Origin of the sequence: Leifsonia sp. AK011 (assembly GCF_013410945.1) — a bacterium.
In the GTDB taxonomy this organism is placed as follows: domain Bacteria; phylum Actinomycetota; class Actinomycetes; order Actinomycetales; family Microbacteriaceae; genus Rhodoglobus.
Genome location: NZ_JACCCH010000001.1, coordinates 940,255 through 956,854 on the forward strand (window position 1 = coordinate 940,255; position 16,600 = coordinate 956,854).

The 16,600-nt window shown below is 66.9% G+C and carries 15 protein-coding genes, 1 tRNA gene and 1 pseudogene; 10 read left to right on the forward strand and 7 right to left on the reverse strand.

The genetic code is table 11. The features are described from left to right. Nucleotides 1-13 precede the first annotated feature (13 nt). On the forward strand, nt 14-148 hold the full coding sequence (locus HDC94_RS14555; protein WP_257021622.1) for a hypothetical protein: 135 nt from the start codon (nt 14-16) through the stop codon (nt 146-148). A 602-nt stretch (nt 149-750) separates the two neighbouring features. Here the strand turns inward: HDC94_RS14555 and HDC94_RS04700 are convergent. The 3 genes and pseudogenes from HDC94_RS04700 to HDC94_RS04710 form a co-directional block, all read right to left on the reverse strand. Next, a pseudogene (locus HDC94_RS04700) lies at nt 751-1,983 on the reverse strand (IS481 family transposase). A 113-nt stretch (nt 1,984-2,096) separates the two neighbouring features. Beyond that, a tRNA-Lys gene (locus tag HDC94_RS04705) sits at nt 2,097-2,169 on the reverse strand. Nucleotides 2,170-2,203: 34 nt separating this feature from the next. Next, a complete protein-coding gene (locus tag HDC94_RS04710) occupies nt 2,204-3,520 on the reverse strand; it encodes a GNAT family N-acetyltransferase (RefSeq protein ID WP_179495340.1) in 1,317 nt (438 codons plus the stop codon). Nucleotides 3,521-3,573: 53 nt separating this feature from the next. Between HDC94_RS04710 and HDC94_RS04715 the strand changes: the two genes are divergently transcribed. The 6 genes from HDC94_RS04715 to HDC94_RS04740 all read left to right on the forward strand — a co-directional run bounded on the left by HDC94_RS04715 (nt 3,574) and on the right by HDC94_RS04740 (nt 8,930). After that, nucleotides 3,574-4,479, forward strand: coding sequence for an RNA polymerase sigma-70 factor (locus HDC94_RS04715; protein WP_179495342.1), 906 nt, complete (start codon nt 3,574-3,576; stop codon nt 4,477-4,479). 81 nt (nt 4,480-4,560) lie between these two features. Further along, a complete protein-coding gene (locus HDC94_RS04720; protein WP_179495344.1) occupies nt 4,561-5,304 on the forward strand; it encodes an SDR family oxidoreductase in 744 nt (247 codons plus the stop codon). After that, on the forward strand, nt 5,286-6,044 hold the full coding sequence (locus HDC94_RS04725) for an SDR family oxidoreductase (RefSeq protein WP_218870446.1): 759 nt from the start codon (nt 5,286-5,288) through the stop codon (nt 6,042-6,044). The genes HDC94_RS04720 and HDC94_RS04725 overlap by 19 nt, the downstream gene beginning before the upstream one ends. A 136-nt stretch (nt 6,045-6,180) precedes the next feature. Continuing rightward, entirely contained in the window at nt 6,181-6,810 is a 630-nt protein-coding gene (locus HDC94_RS04730) for a DNA-directed RNA polymerase subunit beta (protein WP_179495345.1), read from the forward strand. A gap of 735 nt (nt 6,811-7,545) precedes the next feature. After that, complete coding sequence (sigK, locus tag HDC94_RS04735) at nt 7,546-8,151, forward strand: ECF RNA polymerase sigma factor SigK (RefSeq protein ID WP_179495347.1); 606 nt, start codon at nt 7,546-7,548, stop codon at nt 8,149-8,151. Next, nucleotides 8,148-8,930, forward strand: coding sequence for an anti-sigma factor domain-containing protein (locus tag HDC94_RS04740; RefSeq protein ID WP_179495349.1), 783 nt, complete (start codon nt 8,148-8,150; stop codon nt 8,928-8,930). Before sigK ends, HDC94_RS04740 begins: the two co-directional genes overlap by 4 nt. A gap of 589 nt (nt 8,931-9,519) precedes the next feature. Here HDC94_RS04740 and HDC94_RS04745 read toward each other — a convergent pair. Then, entirely contained in the window at nt 9,520-10,170 is a 651-nt protein-coding gene (locus HDC94_RS04745; RefSeq protein ID WP_179495351.1) for a fasciclin domain-containing protein, read from the reverse strand. Between the two features lie 100 nt (nt 10,171-10,270). On the opposite strand from HDC94_RS04745, the gene HDC94_RS04750 reads away from it, so the two are divergent. The 3 genes from HDC94_RS04750 to HDC94_RS04760 all read left to right on the forward strand — a co-directional run bounded on the left by HDC94_RS04750 (nt 10,271) and on the right by HDC94_RS04760 (nt 13,730). After that, entirely contained in the window at nt 10,271-12,103 is a 1,833-nt protein-coding gene (locus HDC94_RS04750) for a cytochrome c biogenesis protein DipZ (protein ID WP_257021623.1), read from the forward strand. Between the two features lie 277 nt (nt 12,104-12,380). After that, nucleotides 12,381-12,716, forward strand: a complete 336-nt coding sequence (locus tag HDC94_RS04755; RefSeq protein ID WP_179495353.1) for a helix-turn-helix transcriptional regulator — start codon at nt 12,381-12,383, stop codon at nt 12,714-12,716. Nucleotides 12,717-12,743: 27 nt separating this feature from the next. After that, a complete protein-coding gene (locus tag HDC94_RS04760; RefSeq protein WP_179495355.1) occupies nt 12,744-13,730 on the forward strand; it encodes an SRPBCC family protein in 987 nt (328 codons plus the stop codon). Between the two features lie 136 nt (nt 13,731-13,866). Here HDC94_RS04760 and HDC94_RS04765 read toward each other — a convergent pair whose 3' ends face one another. The 3 genes from HDC94_RS04765 to pstB all read right to left on the reverse strand — a co-directional run bounded on the left by HDC94_RS04765 (nt 13,867) and on the right by pstB (nt 16,585). Continuing rightward, a complete protein-coding gene (locus HDC94_RS04765) occupies nt 13,867-14,940 on the reverse strand; it encodes a phosphate ABC transporter substrate-binding protein PstS (RefSeq protein ID WP_179495357.1) in 1,074 nt (357 codons plus the stop codon). A gap of 185 nt (nt 14,941-15,125) precedes the next feature. Further along, nucleotides 15,126-15,800, reverse strand: a complete 675-nt coding sequence (locus HDC94_RS04770; RefSeq protein WP_179495359.1) for a winged helix-turn-helix domain-containing protein — start codon at nt 15,798-15,800, stop codon at nt 15,126-15,128. A 5-nt stretch (nt 15,801-15,805) separates the two neighbouring features. Beyond that, nucleotides 15,806-16,585 (reverse strand): phosphate ABC transporter ATP-binding protein PstB, encoded by a 780-nt coding sequence (pstB, locus tag HDC94_RS04775; RefSeq protein ID WP_179495361.1) that lies wholly within the window; start codon nt 16,583-16,585, stop codon nt 15,806-15,808. Between the last annotated feature and the right edge of the window lie 15 nt (nt 16,586-16,600).

Here is a 16,600-nt window from a genome sequence, read left to right on the forward strand (position 1 = left end):
GGCGAGAAGCTCAATGGCTGACGACGCACCGCCCCCGGCCGACGTGCCTCCCCCGCAGGTCGACCAGAAGGCGTTCAAGGAAGCGCAGTTCGCGCCGCGGAAGAAGGGCACCGCGCAAATGACAAACCAACCGAAGGCCGAAAAGTGAGCGACGACAAGGACAACGGCCCAGACTCAGTTCCTCCCCCGAACGTTGAGCCGTCCGCATTCCAGTACCTCGAGCATGCCGAAGAGACGACAACAGAGCGACGAGGTCGGAAGTAGCGTTGCCATCACGCCTAGCGAGCGTGGACGTGTTAATTTGAGGCTCGCCCAAGCCGATCCCGGAGGAGCCCGGTTGGGCACTGAGTTGTTCGGCGACCAAGGCCGAGGAATGGACCAAGACGAGTGTCTTTTGCGACGAGCAGTGTCTGGAGTTGAATCCTCAGTCGGCGCGCCGGCACCCAGGCCTGCGGGCTGATCGGGCTTTTGGAGCGTCAAGGATCCACCGAAGTAGCAGGGCGTGGTCGGGCTCAAGTGTTGCTTGTGACGCGATGCGTCACAAGCGCGGTGGGGCTCGACTCCCCATCGGCACGGCCGCCACGTCGCGGTTGTAGGTGGGTGCATCGTGGATACGAGGCGCGACGCGTCGGAACCGGCGCGATGGGGCCCCACGAATGGTTCTTCTACATCCGGGCCGACGAGACGTCGCCGCCCGACGGGCGACGCCGTCTCGTGGGGCTGTAGAGCTTCGGGTGATGGGTTACATCACTATTTCGGTTGAGTGGTAACACTCGTGTGCACTGTAGCTTGCGCGCTCGGGATTGAGGCACGCTTCTTTCGGATGTCGCCGGTGCTTTTGCGAAGTGTGGTGCGCAGCAGTTGGTCTCCGTCGAATGCTTGGATGACTTCGTCTGTGACCCACACGTCAATGTCTCGCCCTGCCGCTGCTCGTCCGAGTGCGATCTGTTGCCAGGCCACGCAGATCACCCCGATCGCCGATGCTCGCCTGGCAACCCAGGTCCCGTCACGTCGATCGTTACCGGGTTTGGAGTGTGATGGTGTCGACCGGATCGGGATCGGAACTGTCGGAGAGGCTGTCTCGAAGCGTGTTACCGGCGCCACCATTCCGATCCCCTGATGCGGTCGACGATGGTTGTAATCCTCAACCCACACGTCGAGCTCGGCTTGGGCGTCCTCGAGGGAGGCGAACACCCGATCAGTGCGGAACTCGGTTCGCAACGCCCGATGGAACCGCTCTACCTTGCCCGTGGTTGTCGGCGAACGCGGCTGCGTCAACAGGTGCTCCACGCCCTGTTCCCGAAGGATCCGGTCGAACAACATCTCCACCGGAGGTTGATTGAACCTGCCGGTGAACACCTTGCCGTTGTCCGTCAGCACCTGCCCAGGTAACCCATAACGCTCGAACGCCAACAACAGCCCATCAGCGACGCTGCGAGCACTCTCACGCACCATCAGAAACGCCGACACACAAAACCGGGAGTGATCATCGATGCCCGTCAACGCTTTGGCGCGACGCCCATCAGCCAGAAGGAATCCGCCGACAACATCCATCTGTCACAGCTCCATCGCCGCGCCGCGCTCCCACCGCTTCCACTTCCGATCCCGGGGACGTCTGGCCGCCGGATCGATCAGCCCCAGCCGCAGCAACGCCCGATACGCTCCTGACTCCGAGGGCAACGGCTCAACACCCTTCCGGCGCAGTTCATACACAAGCCGTCTCGGGCCCCACGACGGATGCGCCCGCCGCAACGACGCCAACTCGATCTCGACAGCCGCCGGCATCTGATGCGGCACCGACAACGGGCGATGCGACCGATCGCCCAACGCCTCAAGCCCGCCATCTTCATAACGGCGAAGCCACACATGAATCGTCTTGCGAGACACCCCGAATCGGGCAGCAACCTCGGTCACCGTCGCGCCCCCGCTAATCACGGCCAACACAGCCTGATACCGCTGCTCCGTCACAGATAACTCCCTCATATCGGGAGTGTCACCCATCAGCCGAAACCAGTGTCACCCATCAGGCGAAACACTGTTACCCATCACCCGAATGCCAAACGGCACCCATCAGGCGAAGTAATACAGCCGTCTCGTGGGCCCGGTGGGGCTCGAACCCACGACCCGCGGATTAAAAGTCCGATGCTCTGCCAACTGAGCTACAGGCCCTACACCTCAAGCGTACCGAGGGCGGGGACCCCTATTAGAACCAGATGCCCAGGCGCGGGGGGACGGGGGAGTGGAAGAGGCGGTCGACGAGAGTGGCGGCATCCCTCGTCGCGGTGAGGCGGCCGGCGGCTCGGAGGGTGGTGGCGGAGACGCCGCCCAGGAGGAGGGCGCCCACCTCGGCGACGTTGAGGTGCACCTCCGCGTCGGCGGGGGCGTCGCTGCGCGTGCAGGTGGGGGAGCCCGTGGCATCCGTGGACAGCACGAAGCGGCCGGCGGCGAAGCCGAGGTCGTCGGTCACGGTGAAGGCGACAGAGCCTGCGGCGGCGTAGCGGCGGGCGGTCAGGGTGGCGGGAACATCGAGAACACGCAGCCACAGGTGGTCGCTCACGAGGGTCTCGCGCAGGGCACGGGCGTCCGCGATCATCCAGCGCAGCGGCTCGTCCACCGAGCGCAGGGATGCCCGCACCTCGGTCACCAGGTCGAGCTCCAGCAGGTAGCGCCAGAGGCCTGCGTACGCGTCATCCGTCACAGCGACGAACTCGGTCACCGTCACCGTGTGGGCGGAGAAATCGTTGTCGTCGCCCTTGAGCTTGTAGAGCGCGAAGCCCTGGGGCTCGCCGTTCTCGTCGTCGTAGCGCACGGCGCGCAGACCCTTCGACTCCTTCTCGGTGTCGGGGGTGAGGCCGAAGAACTCGTCCCAGCGGCGACCCCAGCGGTCGACCTCGCCCGGGATGCCACGGCGCGCACGCCGCTCGATGTCGTCAGCCTGCGCACGCAACGTGGCCCTCTCGACGAACTGGACCCGCCCGCGAGCGGCAGGTCCTGTCCACTTCGCCCGACGCGTGTCGATCGTCATATCGGCCACGAGCGCTGCACACGCGAAACCGAAGCGGCGGTAGATCGTCGCCTCCGACACCGTGAGCGCAGCGAGCGGGAGGCCACCGGCGACGGCCGTGCGCAGCTCTCCCTCGAGGAGGGCACGGGCGATACCGCGGCGGCGGTGGGTGGGGGAGACGGTGACCGAGCTGATCGCCCAGGCGTCGACAGTCTGGGTCTGCTCGGGGGTGCCCGGGGTCGTCAGCGACGTGACCCAGGAGCTGACCGTGGCGACAGGGATCTCGGGGCTTGCAGCCGCGTCGTCGTAGACGCCGATCATCCGCCGCTCGGTGAAGGCGCGCAGGTAATCGAGAGCGTCCTTGTGGTCCACGTCGTCCGCGTGGAAGCCGCGCACATCCGCACGCACCCACGCGACGCCGCCCGTCTCATCGCCCGGGTCGACGAGCGCGTAGCGCAGCCCGGTGTCGGCGATGGCGGCGGCGGAAGTGGGGTCGAGGGGCAGTGAGTGGTGCATCCCTCGAGCGTATCCGGGCGACCTGACAACGCGGCAGGGCCAACGGTGGGGGTGTGGACCCCACCCATAATGGATGCGTCGACACTCCAGCCGCAGCAGAGCCCTCGAACGACGCCCTCGCGTCGTTCACCGCAGTGCGCCCGCGTCTATTCGGGATCGCCTACCGCATGCTCGGGAGTGCGGCGGATGCCGAGGAGATCGTGCAGGAGGTCTGGATTCGCTGGCAGGAGTATGACCGCGGCTCGGTCGAGAATCCCGCCGCCTTTCTCGCCACGATCACCACGCGGTTGTCGATCAACTCCGCACAGTCGGCCCACTCCACGCGGGAGACCTACATCGGCCCGTGGCTGCCCGAGCCCATCGACACGTCCGCGGATCCCGCGGTGGGGGCCGAGCGTGGCGAGGCGATCGAGCTCGCCGTGCTGGTGCTGCTCGAACGTCTCACTCCGACCGAGCGCGCGGCATATATTCTCCGCGAGGCATTCGACTACCCGTACCCGATGATCGGCGAGATAGTGCAGCAGAAGGAGCCAGCCGTACGCCAGCTCGTGAGCCGGGCCCGCAAGCACCTCGCGACCGCGCGGCGCAAGCCCGTCGCCAGCGACGAGCATCGGCGCCTGCTCAACGCGTTCCTGGAGGCGGCGCAAGCGGGCAACATCCAGAAGCTCGAGCACCTCTTCGCGGCCGACGTCGTGAGTTACACCGACGGCGGAGGCGCAGCGAAGCAGGCCGCGCGCATCCCGATCATCGGGCGCGAGAAGGTCGCGAAGTTCATCGCCGCGTTCTCCAGCCACTTCTGGGTCGGCATGGAGATCGTCGAGTCCGAGACCAACGGGCTCCCCGCAGCGCTGCTCAGCCGCGACGGTGAAACGGTCGCGGTGCTGAGCGTCGTGGCATCCGACGACGGTATCGACCAGCTGCTGTGGGTCATGAACCCGGAGAAGCTCACGCGAGTGTGAACGAACCCGTCACAGATCGGGAGACACGTTTGTCCTAGCTGGTGACCGACGCCGAACGAGCGCTCGGCAGAAGGGCACACCATGAAGATCCTCGTTATCGGCGGAACCGGCCTCATCGGCTCGCGCGCCATCCAGCGCCTCATCGAGCACGGGCACAAGGCGATCTCCGCGTCGCCGAGCTCGGGCGTGAACACGCTCACGGGCGAAGGGGTCGCGGATGCCATGGCCGGCGTCGACGTCGTCATCGACGTCTCCAACTCCCCGTCGTTCGCCGACGACGACGTGATGAACTTCTTCGTCACCTCCACCACAAACTTGCTCGCCGCGGAGAAGGACGCGGGCGTGAAGCACCACGTGGCGCTCTCGGTCGTTGGCACGGACCGTGTGCCCGAGAGCGGGTATCTGAGGGCGAAGGTCGCCCAGGAGAAGCTGATCACGGAGTCGGGCATCCCCTACTCCCTCGTGCACGCCACCCAGTTCTTCGAGTTCGTGAAGGGAATCGCGGATTCCGCGACCGAGGGAGACACCGTGCGCCTCTCGCACGCGAGCATCCAGCCGATCGCCGCCGACGACGTGGCGGCAGTCGTGGCACGCACGGCGGCCGGCGCCCCGCTCAACGGAACACTCGAGATCGGTGGACCCGAGAAGTTCGGCATGGACGAACTCATCGCCACCGGCCTCGCCGCCTTCGGTGACCCGCGCACGGTGGTGACGGATGCCACGGCCCCCTACTTCGGCGCAGTGCTCACGGGCGACGAGCTCATCCCGGGCCCCGACGCCGAACTCTCCACCACGACGTTCTCGGAGTGGCTGGCCCGCTCATGAGAGTCGCGGTCATTGGCGGGACGGGGCTGATCGGCACGCGGGTGGTGCAGCGGCTCCGCACCGACGGACACGACGTGGTCGTGGCATCCCGCGCGACCGGCGTGAACTCGTTCACGGGCGAGGGCCTCGAGGAGGCGCTACGGGAGGTCGAGACCGTGATCGACACCTCGAACTCGTCGTACCTCGACGAGGCCGGTGCGATCGAGTTCTTCTACGGGTCAACGCTCAACCTGTTGAACTACGGGCGTGCCGCTGGTGTGAAGCACCACGTCGCACTCTCGGTCGTCGGTACCGATCGACTTGCGCGCAACGAGGGTGGCTACTTCGCGGCCAAGCTCGCGCAGGAGAAGCTCATCGAGACATCCGCGATGCCTTACTCGATCGTTCACGCGACGCAGTTCTTCGAGTTCATCGCGAGCATCGCGGATGCCGCGACCCGCAGCGGCATCGTGACGCTCTCGCGTGCGCTCATCCAGCCAATGGCCGCGGACGATGTCGCTGACGCTGTGGTGCGCACCGCGCTGGCGTCACCGCAGGGGCGCATCGTGGAGTTCGGCGGGCCGGAGCAGTTCCGGTTGGAGGAGGTCGTCCGCCGACAGCTCGCACTGCAGAACGACACGCGAGAGGTGGTCGCCGACCCGCTCGCGCGCTACTTCGGCACGCAGCTCGACGAGCGCGACCTGCTGCCCGGTCCGGATGCGACGCTGGCCCCGACGCGGTTGGCTGACTGGCTGGGGTGACCCTGCGGGCGTCGAGTGTTCCGAAAGTGCCGCTATGCGGGCATCCATAAGGGCACTTTCGGAACACTCGGCGCAGGGGGCCCACAAGGTGCACCCCCGCGGAGTGCCCCGGCGCCACCGGCGTACTCTGGTGGCGATGGCCGACGATTTCCACAAACCCACGCAGTACTCCGGCGACAAGTTCGACACCTTCGAGGGTGGCGAGGATCCAGCGCAGATCATGCGTGTCGCCCACGACACCGCCCACGCGCTCGTGAACCGCGCGCGGGAGACGGATGACCCGGCAGTACTCGAACGCCTCGTGGCGTACACCGATGCCCACGGTATCGACTCCATCGCCGAGCTCTGGGCGCGTGCGAGCCCGCGCTCGCTGCCCGGCGCGCTGTGGCGCATCTACCTGCTGCGCGTGGTGATCCGGCAGGACCCTGCGGGCACGGCGTTTCTCTTCCAGCGCGGCACGGAGGTGCTCGCCACGATTGACGCCGCGGTTGCCGGGGCGCAGGCGCCGACCGGCCCCGAGGAGATCACGCAGCTCGCCGACCAGATTCTGCGGGGACTGTTCCGCGGGGACTTCGGGGTAGCGCTCGACCGCGCGGCTGCGTTCTGTCGCATCCTGTCGGCCGGATGCTCGAACGAGGCCGACACCGCAGAGCTCACCAGCCCCGACCGGGCCACCGAGCTCACCACCCGCGCCGACCGCTTCACGATCACGGCCGAGGAGCTCACGGCCTGCGCGCGCCTCTACCGCAGCGACTCGCTCGAGTAGAGGCGAAGCTGGGAGTCAACGGAATAGCCTCCCGCCGAGGTGTGTTTAGACTTGTATCGCCGGGCCGCAGTAACCCCGGGCTCCACTAATAGCCGCTTCGAGCGGCCTTGCGCCGAGAGGCGTTCTGCGGCCCGGCATTCTCTTTGCGCGCGCGGAGCTCGCGAGGCTCGCACCCTTTCTAGTGGGTTGAGTGGGCCCGCGAAGCGGCCCCTACCCTGCGGGTTGAGTAGGCCCGCGCAGCGGCCGCATCGAAACCTCACCACCGTTGAACGTTGGCGTGGTTTCGATAACGCCGGGCTTCGCCGCGGCTACTCAACCAGCGGGTGGTTGTCAGCCCGCGCAGCGGTTCCAACTCTGTGGGTTGAGTAGGCCGCGCAGCGGCCGTATCGAAACCTCATCACCGTTGAACGTTGGCGTGGTTTCGATGACGCCGGGCTTCGCCCGATGCCCGAGACGGGCATCGGCGCTGGCGTCGCGGCGAAGGCCAGAAATGGCCTTCGCTCCAAGCTCCAGCGCGCTACTCAACCAGCGGGTGGTTGTCGGCCCGCGCAGCGGTTCCAACTCTGTGGGTTGAGTAGGCCGCGCAGCGGCCGTATCGAAACCTCACCACCGTTGAACGTTGGCTTGGTTTCGATAACGCAGGGCTTCGCCGCGGAACCCGACGGCTGAGCAATCCACCCCCACCCGCGTCTCCGAAGTACCTGCATGAACGCGCAGCCCGGCACGTTACCTGCGATGCTTGATGTCGTGTCCCATGACTTCAGCCTCGGCCAGGATGACTCTGCCGCGGCCGTCGCGCGTCGGTTGCAGGTGCTACTTGAGAGGGTGGCATCCGCCGACAAGAACGCGTTCAGCGAGCTGTACGACGAGATCGCGCCACGCGTGTTCGGTCTCGTCAAACGGGTACTTATCGACCACGCACAGGCTGAGGAGGTGACGCAGGAGGTGTTCCTGGAAATCTGGCAGAACGCCGCGCGCTTCGACGCATCGAAGGGCAGCGCGATCACCTGGATGCTTACGATGACCCATCGCCGGGCCATCGACCGCATCCGTGCCTCGCAGTCGTCACGCGACCGCGACCTGCGCATCGGCATCCGCGACTTCGAGCCCGGCCACGATGGTGTCGCCGAGCACGTCGAGGTGAGCATCGAGCACGAGCGGGTCGCCCGCGCGATGGCTCGCCTCACCGAGCTGCAGCGGCAGGCCATCGAGCTGTCGTACTACGGCGGCTACACAAACAGCGAGGTGGCGGGCATCCTGAGCGTGCCCCTCGGTACAGTCAAGACACGCATCCGTGACGGGATGATCCGACTCCGCGACGAACTGGGGGTGACCTCATGACCGACAACAACAGTGCCGACAACAAGCGCGACGACGTCGACCCGAGCACCCAGACGGGTTCGTACGCGCTTGGTGCGCTCGACGCCGGCGAGGTTGCCGCCTTCGAGAAGCACCTTGCCGAGCACGCGGAGACCCGCAACGAGGCCACCGAGCTGAGCGACACCGCGGTGCTGCTCGGGCTCGCCGTGCCGCCCGTTGCGCCGCCGCCCTCGCTCAAGGCGAGCATCATGGACCAGCTGGATGCCACCCCGCAGCTTCCCGCGGAGGCTCCGCCCGCACCGCCCCTCCTCGCCGGCCCCGCCGAAACGCGCGCTCGTGCACGCTGGGCCTCGCGGCCGGTTGTGGCGCTCGCGAGCGCTGCCGCCGTGATCGGTCTCATCGCCGGTGGTGGTGTGGTCGCGACATCCGTGTTCCAGAACAACCAGCGCCAGGAGCAGGCCGACCTGTTCGCCGCCATCAACGCGGCCAGCGACAGTCAGCGCCGCTCCGTGGAGTTGGCGGATGGCACGGCGACGCTGGTCTGGTCGGACGAGCTCCAGGCCTCCGCGCTCATCGTCGATGGGCTGGAGCCCCTGCCCTCGGACAAGGACTACGAGCTCTGGTACATCGGGGAGTCGGGCATCCGCTCCGCCGGCATTCTGTCGGCCGACGGTTCGCGCACCTGGCGCGTACTCGAGGGCTCGAAGGAGCCGGGTGACACCATCGGCGTGACCGTCGAGCCGCGCGGAGGATCCGAGCAGCCCACGACCGACCCGATCATCGCGATCGAGAGCGCGTAGCCCCTACACTCCCGCTGGGTCCCCTGGCGTAGCTCCCACACTTCCGCTGGTTGAGTAGCGCGCTGGAGCTTGGAGCGAAGGCCATTTCTGGCCTTCGCCGCGACGCCAGCGCCGATGCCCGTCTCGGGCATCGGGCGAAGCCCCGGCGTTATCGAAACCACGCCAACGTGTCACGTGGGGTGGGGTTTCGATAACGCTCGCTTTGCGAGCTACTCAACCCACGAAAAGGAGTAGCTCGCTGCGCGAGCCACTCGACCTGCCTAGAGGCCCGCCTCGCGGACCCTTCCGCTGGTTGAGTAGCCGGGGCGAAGCCCGGCGTTATCGAAACCACGCCCACGTGATACGTCGGTGGGGTTTCGATAACGCTCGCTTTGCGAGCTACTCAACCCACAGAAGGGGGTTCCCGCTGCGCGAGTTCCTCAACCCACTGCAGGGGTAGCTCGCAGCGCGACCTCCGCGCACCACAAAGGCCCGCCCTCCGGGAGGAGGACGGGCCTTGGGGGATGACCGGGCGTGCCCCAGCAGTTGCCGGGCCATCCAGAAGGCCCGTCCCCCTCTGGGTGGGGCACGGGCCAGTCTCTGGCGCTACTTACATCGCGGGCGGCGTGAGAACCGTGTCGATGAGGTAGACGGTCGCGTTGGCGGTGTGCACGCCACCGCAGATCACGGTCGCGTCGTTGACCTTGAGGTTGTCGCCGCTTCCGGTGACGGTGACGGTGCCACCGTTGACGGTGGTGAGCTCACCATCGATGTCGCTCGGCAGGATCTGGCCGGGCACCACGTGGTACGTGAGGATGTCGCTCAGCATCTGCGCGTTCTCCGGCATCTGCAGCGCGGCAACGGTGTCGGCGGGCAGCTTGGCGAACGCGTCATCCACCGGTGCGAACACCGTGAACTCGGAGCCGTTGAGGGTGTCGACGAGGTCGACGTCGGGGTTCAGCTGTCCGGAGACCGCTGCGACCAGCGTGGTGAGGAGCGGGTTGTTGGATGCCGCGACCGCCACCGGGTCCTGGGCCATTCCGACGATCGAGCCGCTGCCGTCCGGCACGGCTTCCGCGTAGGCGGCGCAGCCGGAGCCGACCAGGTCGGCCGTGTAGTCCATCTCGGTGGCGGGGGCCGACGCGCTGGGGGCCGGCTCGCTCGACTCGTCCATTGAGGTGGTCGGCGAACAGGCCGAGACGCCGAAGGCGGTGGCGGCGATAGCGAGGGCCACCAGGGTGGTGCGGTGTGTGGTGCGCATGTGTTGCTCCTTTGTGAAAGTGATCGGCTCGATCGCAACTGAGCCTGGAAGGCATCTGTGCCGACCGTCATGGGGTCTTCGGGGTCGTCTCGAGAACGGTTTGGGGGCAAGCCCGAAAAAGTTCGACGGATGCGACATCCAAGCCGTAGCGCGCATCTCTCCGAAGACCTCCCCGACCGCACCTGCGGCCAGCAACCGCATCCCGACCACGGAGGTCATCGTGCTCAGCCTCGCCATCATCGGCTTCCTCGGAGGCCTCATCACCGGCATATCGCCGTGCATCCTGCCGGTACTACCGGTCATCTTCCTGTCGGGTGGCGCCATGAGCGCCCGAGATTCGGATGCCCCGCAGAAGGTGAGTCGCTGGCGCCCGTTCCAGGTCATCGCCGGCCTCGTCGTGGCCTTCAGCCTCTTCACGCTGATTGGATCGCTCATCCTCGCGCTGCTCGGACTGCCCCAGGACTTCCTGCGCTGGGCTGGCATCGTCGTGCTGGTGCTCATCGGTGTCGGGCTCATCGTGCCGGCCTTCCAGCACATCCTCGAGAAGCCGTTCTCCTGGATACCCCAGAAGAACGTCGGCACCGAGCGCGGGGGCTTTGTCCTCGGCCTCGCGCTCGGTGCCGTCTACGTGCCGTGCGCCGGTCCAGTGCTCGCGGCGATCACGGTGGCGGGGTCGACGGGCAACATCGGCGTCGAGACGATCGTGCTCACGCTGAGCTTCGCGGTGGGTGCTGCCCTCCCGCTGCTCATCTTCGCGCTCGCTGGCCGTGGGGTCGCCGAGCGGGTCAAGACGTTCCGCAAGCATCAGGCCAAGATCCGCACCATCGGTGGCATCGTGATGATCGCGCTCGCCGTCGGTCTCGTCTTCAATCTCCCGCAGCTGCTGCAGCGTCTCGTGCCCGATTACACGAGCGTGCTGCAGGACCAGTTCGCGAGCGACGAGGCCATCGCCGAGCAGCTCGACCTCGGCGGTCTCGAGAACGACCAGAACAAGGACCTCGACCTCTGCACCAACGGTGCGAGCGAGCTCGAGTCCTGCGGAACCGCCCCCGACATCAAGGGCATCCAGGAGTGGTTCAACACCGAGAACAATGAGGCCATCGACCTCGCCGACCTCAAGGGTCAGGTTGTGCTCATCGACTTCTGGGCGTACTCGTGCATCAACTGCCAGCGCAGCATTCCCCACACCGTTGCGTGGAATGAGGCGTATGAGGATGCCGGACTCCAGGTCATTGGCATCCACTCGCCCGAGTACGCCTTCGAGAAGGAGCCGCGCAACGTGAAGGCTGGCGCGCAGAACTTCGGCATCACCTACCCGGTGGCTCTCGACAACAACCTCTCCACCTGGACCAACTACCGCAACCGCTACTGGCCGGCGCACTACCTGATCGACGCGGAGGGTGTCGTGCGTCATGTGAAGTTCGGCGAGGGCGGCTACGCCAACACCGAGAAGCTCATACGGGAGCTGCTGCTCGACGCCAACCCCGACGCGCAGCTGCCCCCGGCGACGGATGTCGCGGACGACACCCCCGAGGCCGGCTCCACCACCCCCGAGACCTACCTGAGCCTCGGCAAGATGGTGAACTTCGGTGGGGACGAGGAGTACGCGTCCGGCGTGAACACCTACGCGTATCCCGCCGACCAGCCCCGCGACACGTTCGCGCTCAAGGGTGACTGGGAGCTGGACTTCCAGAACGCCACTCCGGTCGGCGGTGAGGGGAGCATCCGTCTCAACTACACCGCTCGCGAGGTGCGCATGGTGCTCGGCGGGGAGGGCACGGTGAAGCTCACCATCGACGGCGTGACAACCGAACTGGGGGTATCCGGGACGCCGAATTCCTACTCGCTTGTACCCCTCGGGGATGCCCGCGAGGGTAGCCTTGAGGTCACACTTTCGCCCGGTGTGGAGGCATACTCCTTCACTTTCGGGTAACCGCAGGGCCACGCGGGGCGCGGTCGGCTTCGGATGCCGACCCGCCTCGCGTCTGCGTTTAAGCGGCGAGGTCCGGCGTCCCACCTAGTTGGTTGGGCGAAGCCCCGGAGTACAAATCTGTTGGTTGAGTAGCCGCGGGCGAAGCCCCGGCGATATCGAAACCTCACCGACGTTCAACGATGGTGAGGTTTCGATACGCGCACTTCGTGCGCTACTCAACCCACGGGGAGGGGGCATCCCTTGACACCCCGCACCCCACCCCGTAACCTACAACCAAATGGTTGTACATACAGAACCCAGTGACGCGGAGGTCGACCGCATCTTCCATGCGCTCGCCGATGCGACGCGACGTGACATCCTTCGGCGCACGCTCGTCGGGGAGGCGTCGGTGAGCGAACTCGCCGACGCCTACGAGATGTCGTTCGCCGCGGTCCAGAAGCACGTCGCCGTGCTGGAGGGAGCCGGACTTGTGACCAAAGAACCCCGGGGGCGGGAGCGCATCGTGCGCGGCGACCCCGCGACGATCGCGCGGGCGCAGAAGCTGCTCGACGCGTACGCCGACCTGTGGCGCAGCCGCATCGACCGACTCGATGCGTTGCTCGCCGAAGACTGAACACCCACGAAACCAAGGAGATACGAAATGCCCGTCACCTCTGTCACCACCGACACCGAGGCCCTCAGCATGACCCTCGTGGCCGAATTCCCCGTGCCGGCGGAGCGGCTGTGGGATGCGTTCGCCGACCCGCGCCAGCTCGAGCGCTTCTGGGGCCCGCCCGGGTACCCGGCAACCTTCGGCACCTACGACCTCCGCCCAGGCGGCTACGTCCACTACTGGATGACGTCGCCCGAGGGTCAGACGTTCTATGGGCGGTGGGATGTCACGGCCGTCGACGCCCCGCGCACATTCACGGTCACCGACACCTTCGCCGACGAGAACGGTGTCTCCGACCCATCCCTCCCTGCCGGCACGATGACCGTGACCGTCGAGCCCACGGACTCCGGATCCCGGCTCACCGTGCTGTCGACGTCGCCGACACTCGAGGCGCTGCAGCAGGTCATCGAGATGGGCCAGGTCGAGGGCATGACGCAGGCGATGTCGCAGCTCGACACCGTGCTCGCCGACCTGCGCGAGTACGCGCTCGGCAAGGGCACCCAGACGGAGATCGTGGATGACACGCACGTCAAGATCACGCGGGCCTTCGAGGCTCCCCGCCACCTCATCTGGCGTGCCCACACCGAGCCGGAGCTCATGAAGAAGTGGCTGCTCGGCCCTGACGGCTGGGTCATGACGGTGTGCGAGTCCGACCTGAAGCCGGGCGGCGCCTACCGCTACGCGTGGGCGCCCGAGGAGGGCACACCGGGGGAGCCGTTCGGCTTCGAGGGCGAGAACGTGGTCATCGAGCCCGAGCGGCGGCTCGTCTCCACCGAGGCCATGACGGGTGCCGACTTCCCGGCGAACGTCAACGACCTGGGCTTCGCGGAGGCCGACGGGGTGACCCTGCTCACGCTGTACATCACGTACCCCAACAAGGAGCAGCGCGACTTCATCCTCGCCACGGGCATGACCGACGGCATGGAGGCCAGCTACGCAAGGCTCGAGCAGGAGCTGGTGGCAACCGCTGGTTGAGGAGCGACCGCAGGTCGCGTCTCGAAACCTCACATCGGAACAACCTCGGGTGTGAGGTTTCGATGACGGCCGCTTCGCGGGCCTACTCAACCCACCGGGTTTCGATGACGGCCGCTTCGCGGCCCTACTCAACCAGCTAACGGATGCTGGCTACCGCCGCCTGCACCTCGGCAAGGAGGCCCGGCGCGAGCGGCGCGGAGCCCGCGATCTCCTCGGCAGCGGCCTGACCCTCGGGGCTCGCGATGTGCTCGAGGTAGCCGCGCACGATCTCGCCCGTGTTCGCGTCGCCGTACTCCTGGCAGGCGATGAGGTAGCTGATCAGCACGAGCGGATACACGCCCTGCGCCGTCGAGGTGCGGTCGACCTCGAGCGCGATGTCGTGTTCCCCGCGGCCCGGGAGGCGCGGCGAGAGGTCCACGAGTGCTGCTGCGCCCGCCGCGGACGGTTGCACGAACTCGTCTCCCACGAGGATGCTCGCAATCGCGAGATCGCCGGCCTTCGAGGCATCCACGTACCCGATCGTGCCCACCCCGCCATCGACGGCACCCACGATGCCCGAGTTGCCGAGCGCGGACTCACCCGACCGGAACGGGAACGTGCCGCTCGGCTCGGCCGGCCACGCCTCCGGCGCGACGGCGTGCAGGTACTCGGTGAAGTTGGTGGTGGTGCCCGAGTCATCCGAGCGGTGCACCGCCGTGATCTCGGCGGCGGGCAGCGACACCCCGGGGTTCAGGTCGACGAGGGCCGCGTCATCCCACCGGGTGATCTCGCCGCTGAAGATGCGGGCGAGGGATGCCGCGTCCAGACGCAGCTCGTCAACCCCGGCGATGCTGAACACCACCGCGATGGGCGAGATGTACAACGGCAGGTCGATGGCTTCCGAGCCGGGAGCGCAACCGGGCAGTTCCCCGGCGAGTTCCTCCTCGCTGAGCGGGGTGTCGGAGCCCGCGAAGTCGGCGCCGCCGGCGAGGAACGCCTGGCGCCCTGCGCCAGAGCCGACGGGGTCGTAGTTGACGCTGACGCCGGCGTTGGCCCGCTGGAAGCCGGCGACCCACACCTCCTGCGCGGAGCCCTGCGAGCTGGCGCCGGAGCCGTCGATCGTGCCGGCGAGATCACTCGGGGTGTCGCCCTGCTCGTTGACCGCGCACCCGGACAGCAACAGGGCCGCGAGCACACCCGCTGTGCACACGAGAAGGCCACGCTCGATCATCTAGTCCCTTCGGCGCCAGCCTGCCGCCCCGAGGTGAGCGTCGAGTTAAGCATTGTCGTGCCGTTAGGTAAACGCAAGGTGAACACGGTGAGCATGACCGTGCTAGGCCGGATCCCGTCGAGTGTTCCGATATGGCTGCTAAATCAGCCAAAATAACGGCCATATCGGAACACTCGGCGTGAGAACTAGCGTGTGATGCGGTACCCGACGCCCCGAATGGTCTCCAGCGCCACCGGTCCGGTCGGCGCGGGTCCCTCGAGTTTGCGGCGAATACGCCCGATCATCACGCGGATGCCCTGCACCGAGGCATCCGGAAGCCCCGACGCCATCTCGGCCAGCTCGTCGGCGCTCACGACTCGATCGGCCGCCAGGAGCAGCTGCAGCAGCTCGAACTCGCGCGCGGAGAGGTACACGTCCCGCCCGTCGACCGACACCCGGTGCGACAGCAGGTCCATCGTGAGGTTGCCCGCGTGCAGCGTGGTGGGTGAGCGCGGCTGGGGCACGGCGGCGCGCGCCTCCATCTCCAGTTCGCGGGCGACGAGCGGAAGGCCCAGGATGCAGCGAGCTCCCCGATCGAGAGCTGCAACGGCTACGGCCTTGTCGTCGTCGTGCGCAAGCCCCACCATGACGGGGATCCCACCGCGGCGCACCGCGTCGATGTAGTCGAGCAGGTCGACCCCCTGCACGTCGGTGGGAACGACGACGAGGTCGGGGAGGGCGCGCCCCATCGCCAACAGCGACGAGGCGCCATCATTGTGCACGTGAACGGCGATGTCGACGTTCGCGAGTTCCGCGATGACAGTGGCGGTCGGTTGGTGACGAGGCGAGACGACCGTGGCGACGGAGAGCAGCGGTCGCATCGGGGCTATCCGAACTTGCCGGAGACGTAGTCCTCGGTTGCCTGGATGGTGGGCTTCGAGAAGATCGTGGTGGTGTCGCTGTACTCGATGAGCTTGCCCGGCTTGCCGGTGCCCGCGATGTTGAAGAACGCGGTCTTGTCGGAGACGCGCGACGCCTGCTGCATGTTGTGCGTGACGATCACGATCGTGTAGTCGCTCTTGAGCTCCTCGATGAGGTCCTCGATGGCGAGGGTGGAGATCGGGTCGAGGGCCGAGCAGGGCTCGTCCATGAGGATGACCTCGGGCTCGACGGCGATCGCGCGGGCGATGCAGAGACGCTGCTGCTGGCCGCCGGAGAGGCCCGAGCCAGGCTTGTCCAGGCGGTCCTTCACCTCGTTCCAGAGGTTGGCGCCCTTGAGGGACTTCTCGACGAGCTCGTCGCCGACGGACTTCGACATGCGCGTGTTGTTGAGCTTGACGCCCGCGAGCACGTTGTCGCGGATCGACATCGTCGGGAACGGGTTGGGGCGCTGGAAGACCATACCCACCTGGCGGCGCACGAGCACGGGGTCGACGCCGGGACCGTAGAGGTTGTTGCCGTCGATGAGCACCTCACCCTCGACGTAGGCGCCGGGGATGACCTCGTGCATGCGGTTGAGCGTGCGGAGGAACGTGGACTTGCCGCAGCCGGACGGGCCGATGAAGGCGGTGACGGTGCGGGGCTCGATCGTGAGCGAGACATCCTCCACGGCCTTGAACTTGCCGTAGTAGACGTTCAGGTCGTTGACCTCAATGCGCTTTGACACGTGGGTTCCTGTTCT

Coding starts and splice junctions, on each gene's coding strand:
- HDC94_RS14555 (WP_257021622.1), top strand. CDS start 14: ATGGCTGACGACGCACCGCCCCCGGCCGACGTGCCTCCCCCGCAGGTC.
- HDC94_RS04710 (WP_179495340.1), bottom strand. CDS start 3,520: ATGCACCACTCACTGCCCCTCGACCCCACTTCCGCCGCCGCCATCGCC.
- HDC94_RS04720 (WP_179495344.1), top strand. CDS start 4,561: ATGAAGATCCTCGTTATCGGCGGAACCGGCCTCATCGGCTCGCGCGCC.
- HDC94_RS04730 (WP_179495345.1), top strand. CDS start 6,181: ATGGCCGACGATTTCCACAAACCCACGCAGTACTCCGGCGACAAGTTC.
- sigK (WP_179495347.1), top strand. CDS start 7,546: ATGCTTGATGTCGTGTCCCATGACTTCAGCCTCGGCCAGGATGACTCT.
- HDC94_RS04740 (WP_179495349.1), top strand. CDS start 8,148: ATGACCGACAACAACAGTGCCGACAACAAGCGCGACGACGTCGACCCG.
- HDC94_RS04745 (WP_179495351.1), bottom strand. CDS start 10,170: ATGCGCACCACACACCGCACCACCCTGGTGGCCCTCGCTATCGCCGCC.
- HDC94_RS04755 (WP_179495353.1), top strand. CDS start 12,381: ATGGTTGTACATACAGAACCCAGTGACGCGGAGGTCGACCGCATCTTC.
- HDC94_RS04760 (WP_179495355.1), top strand. CDS start 12,744: ATGCCCGTCACCTCTGTCACCACCGACACCGAGGCCCTCAGCATGACC.
- HDC94_RS04765 (WP_179495357.1), bottom strand. CDS start 14,940: ATGATCGAGCGTGGCCTTCTCGTGTGCACAGCGGGTGTGCTCGCGGCC.
- HDC94_RS04770 (WP_179495359.1), bottom strand. CDS start 15,800: ATGCGACCGCTGCTCTCCGTCGCCACGGTCGTCTCGCCTCGTCACCAA.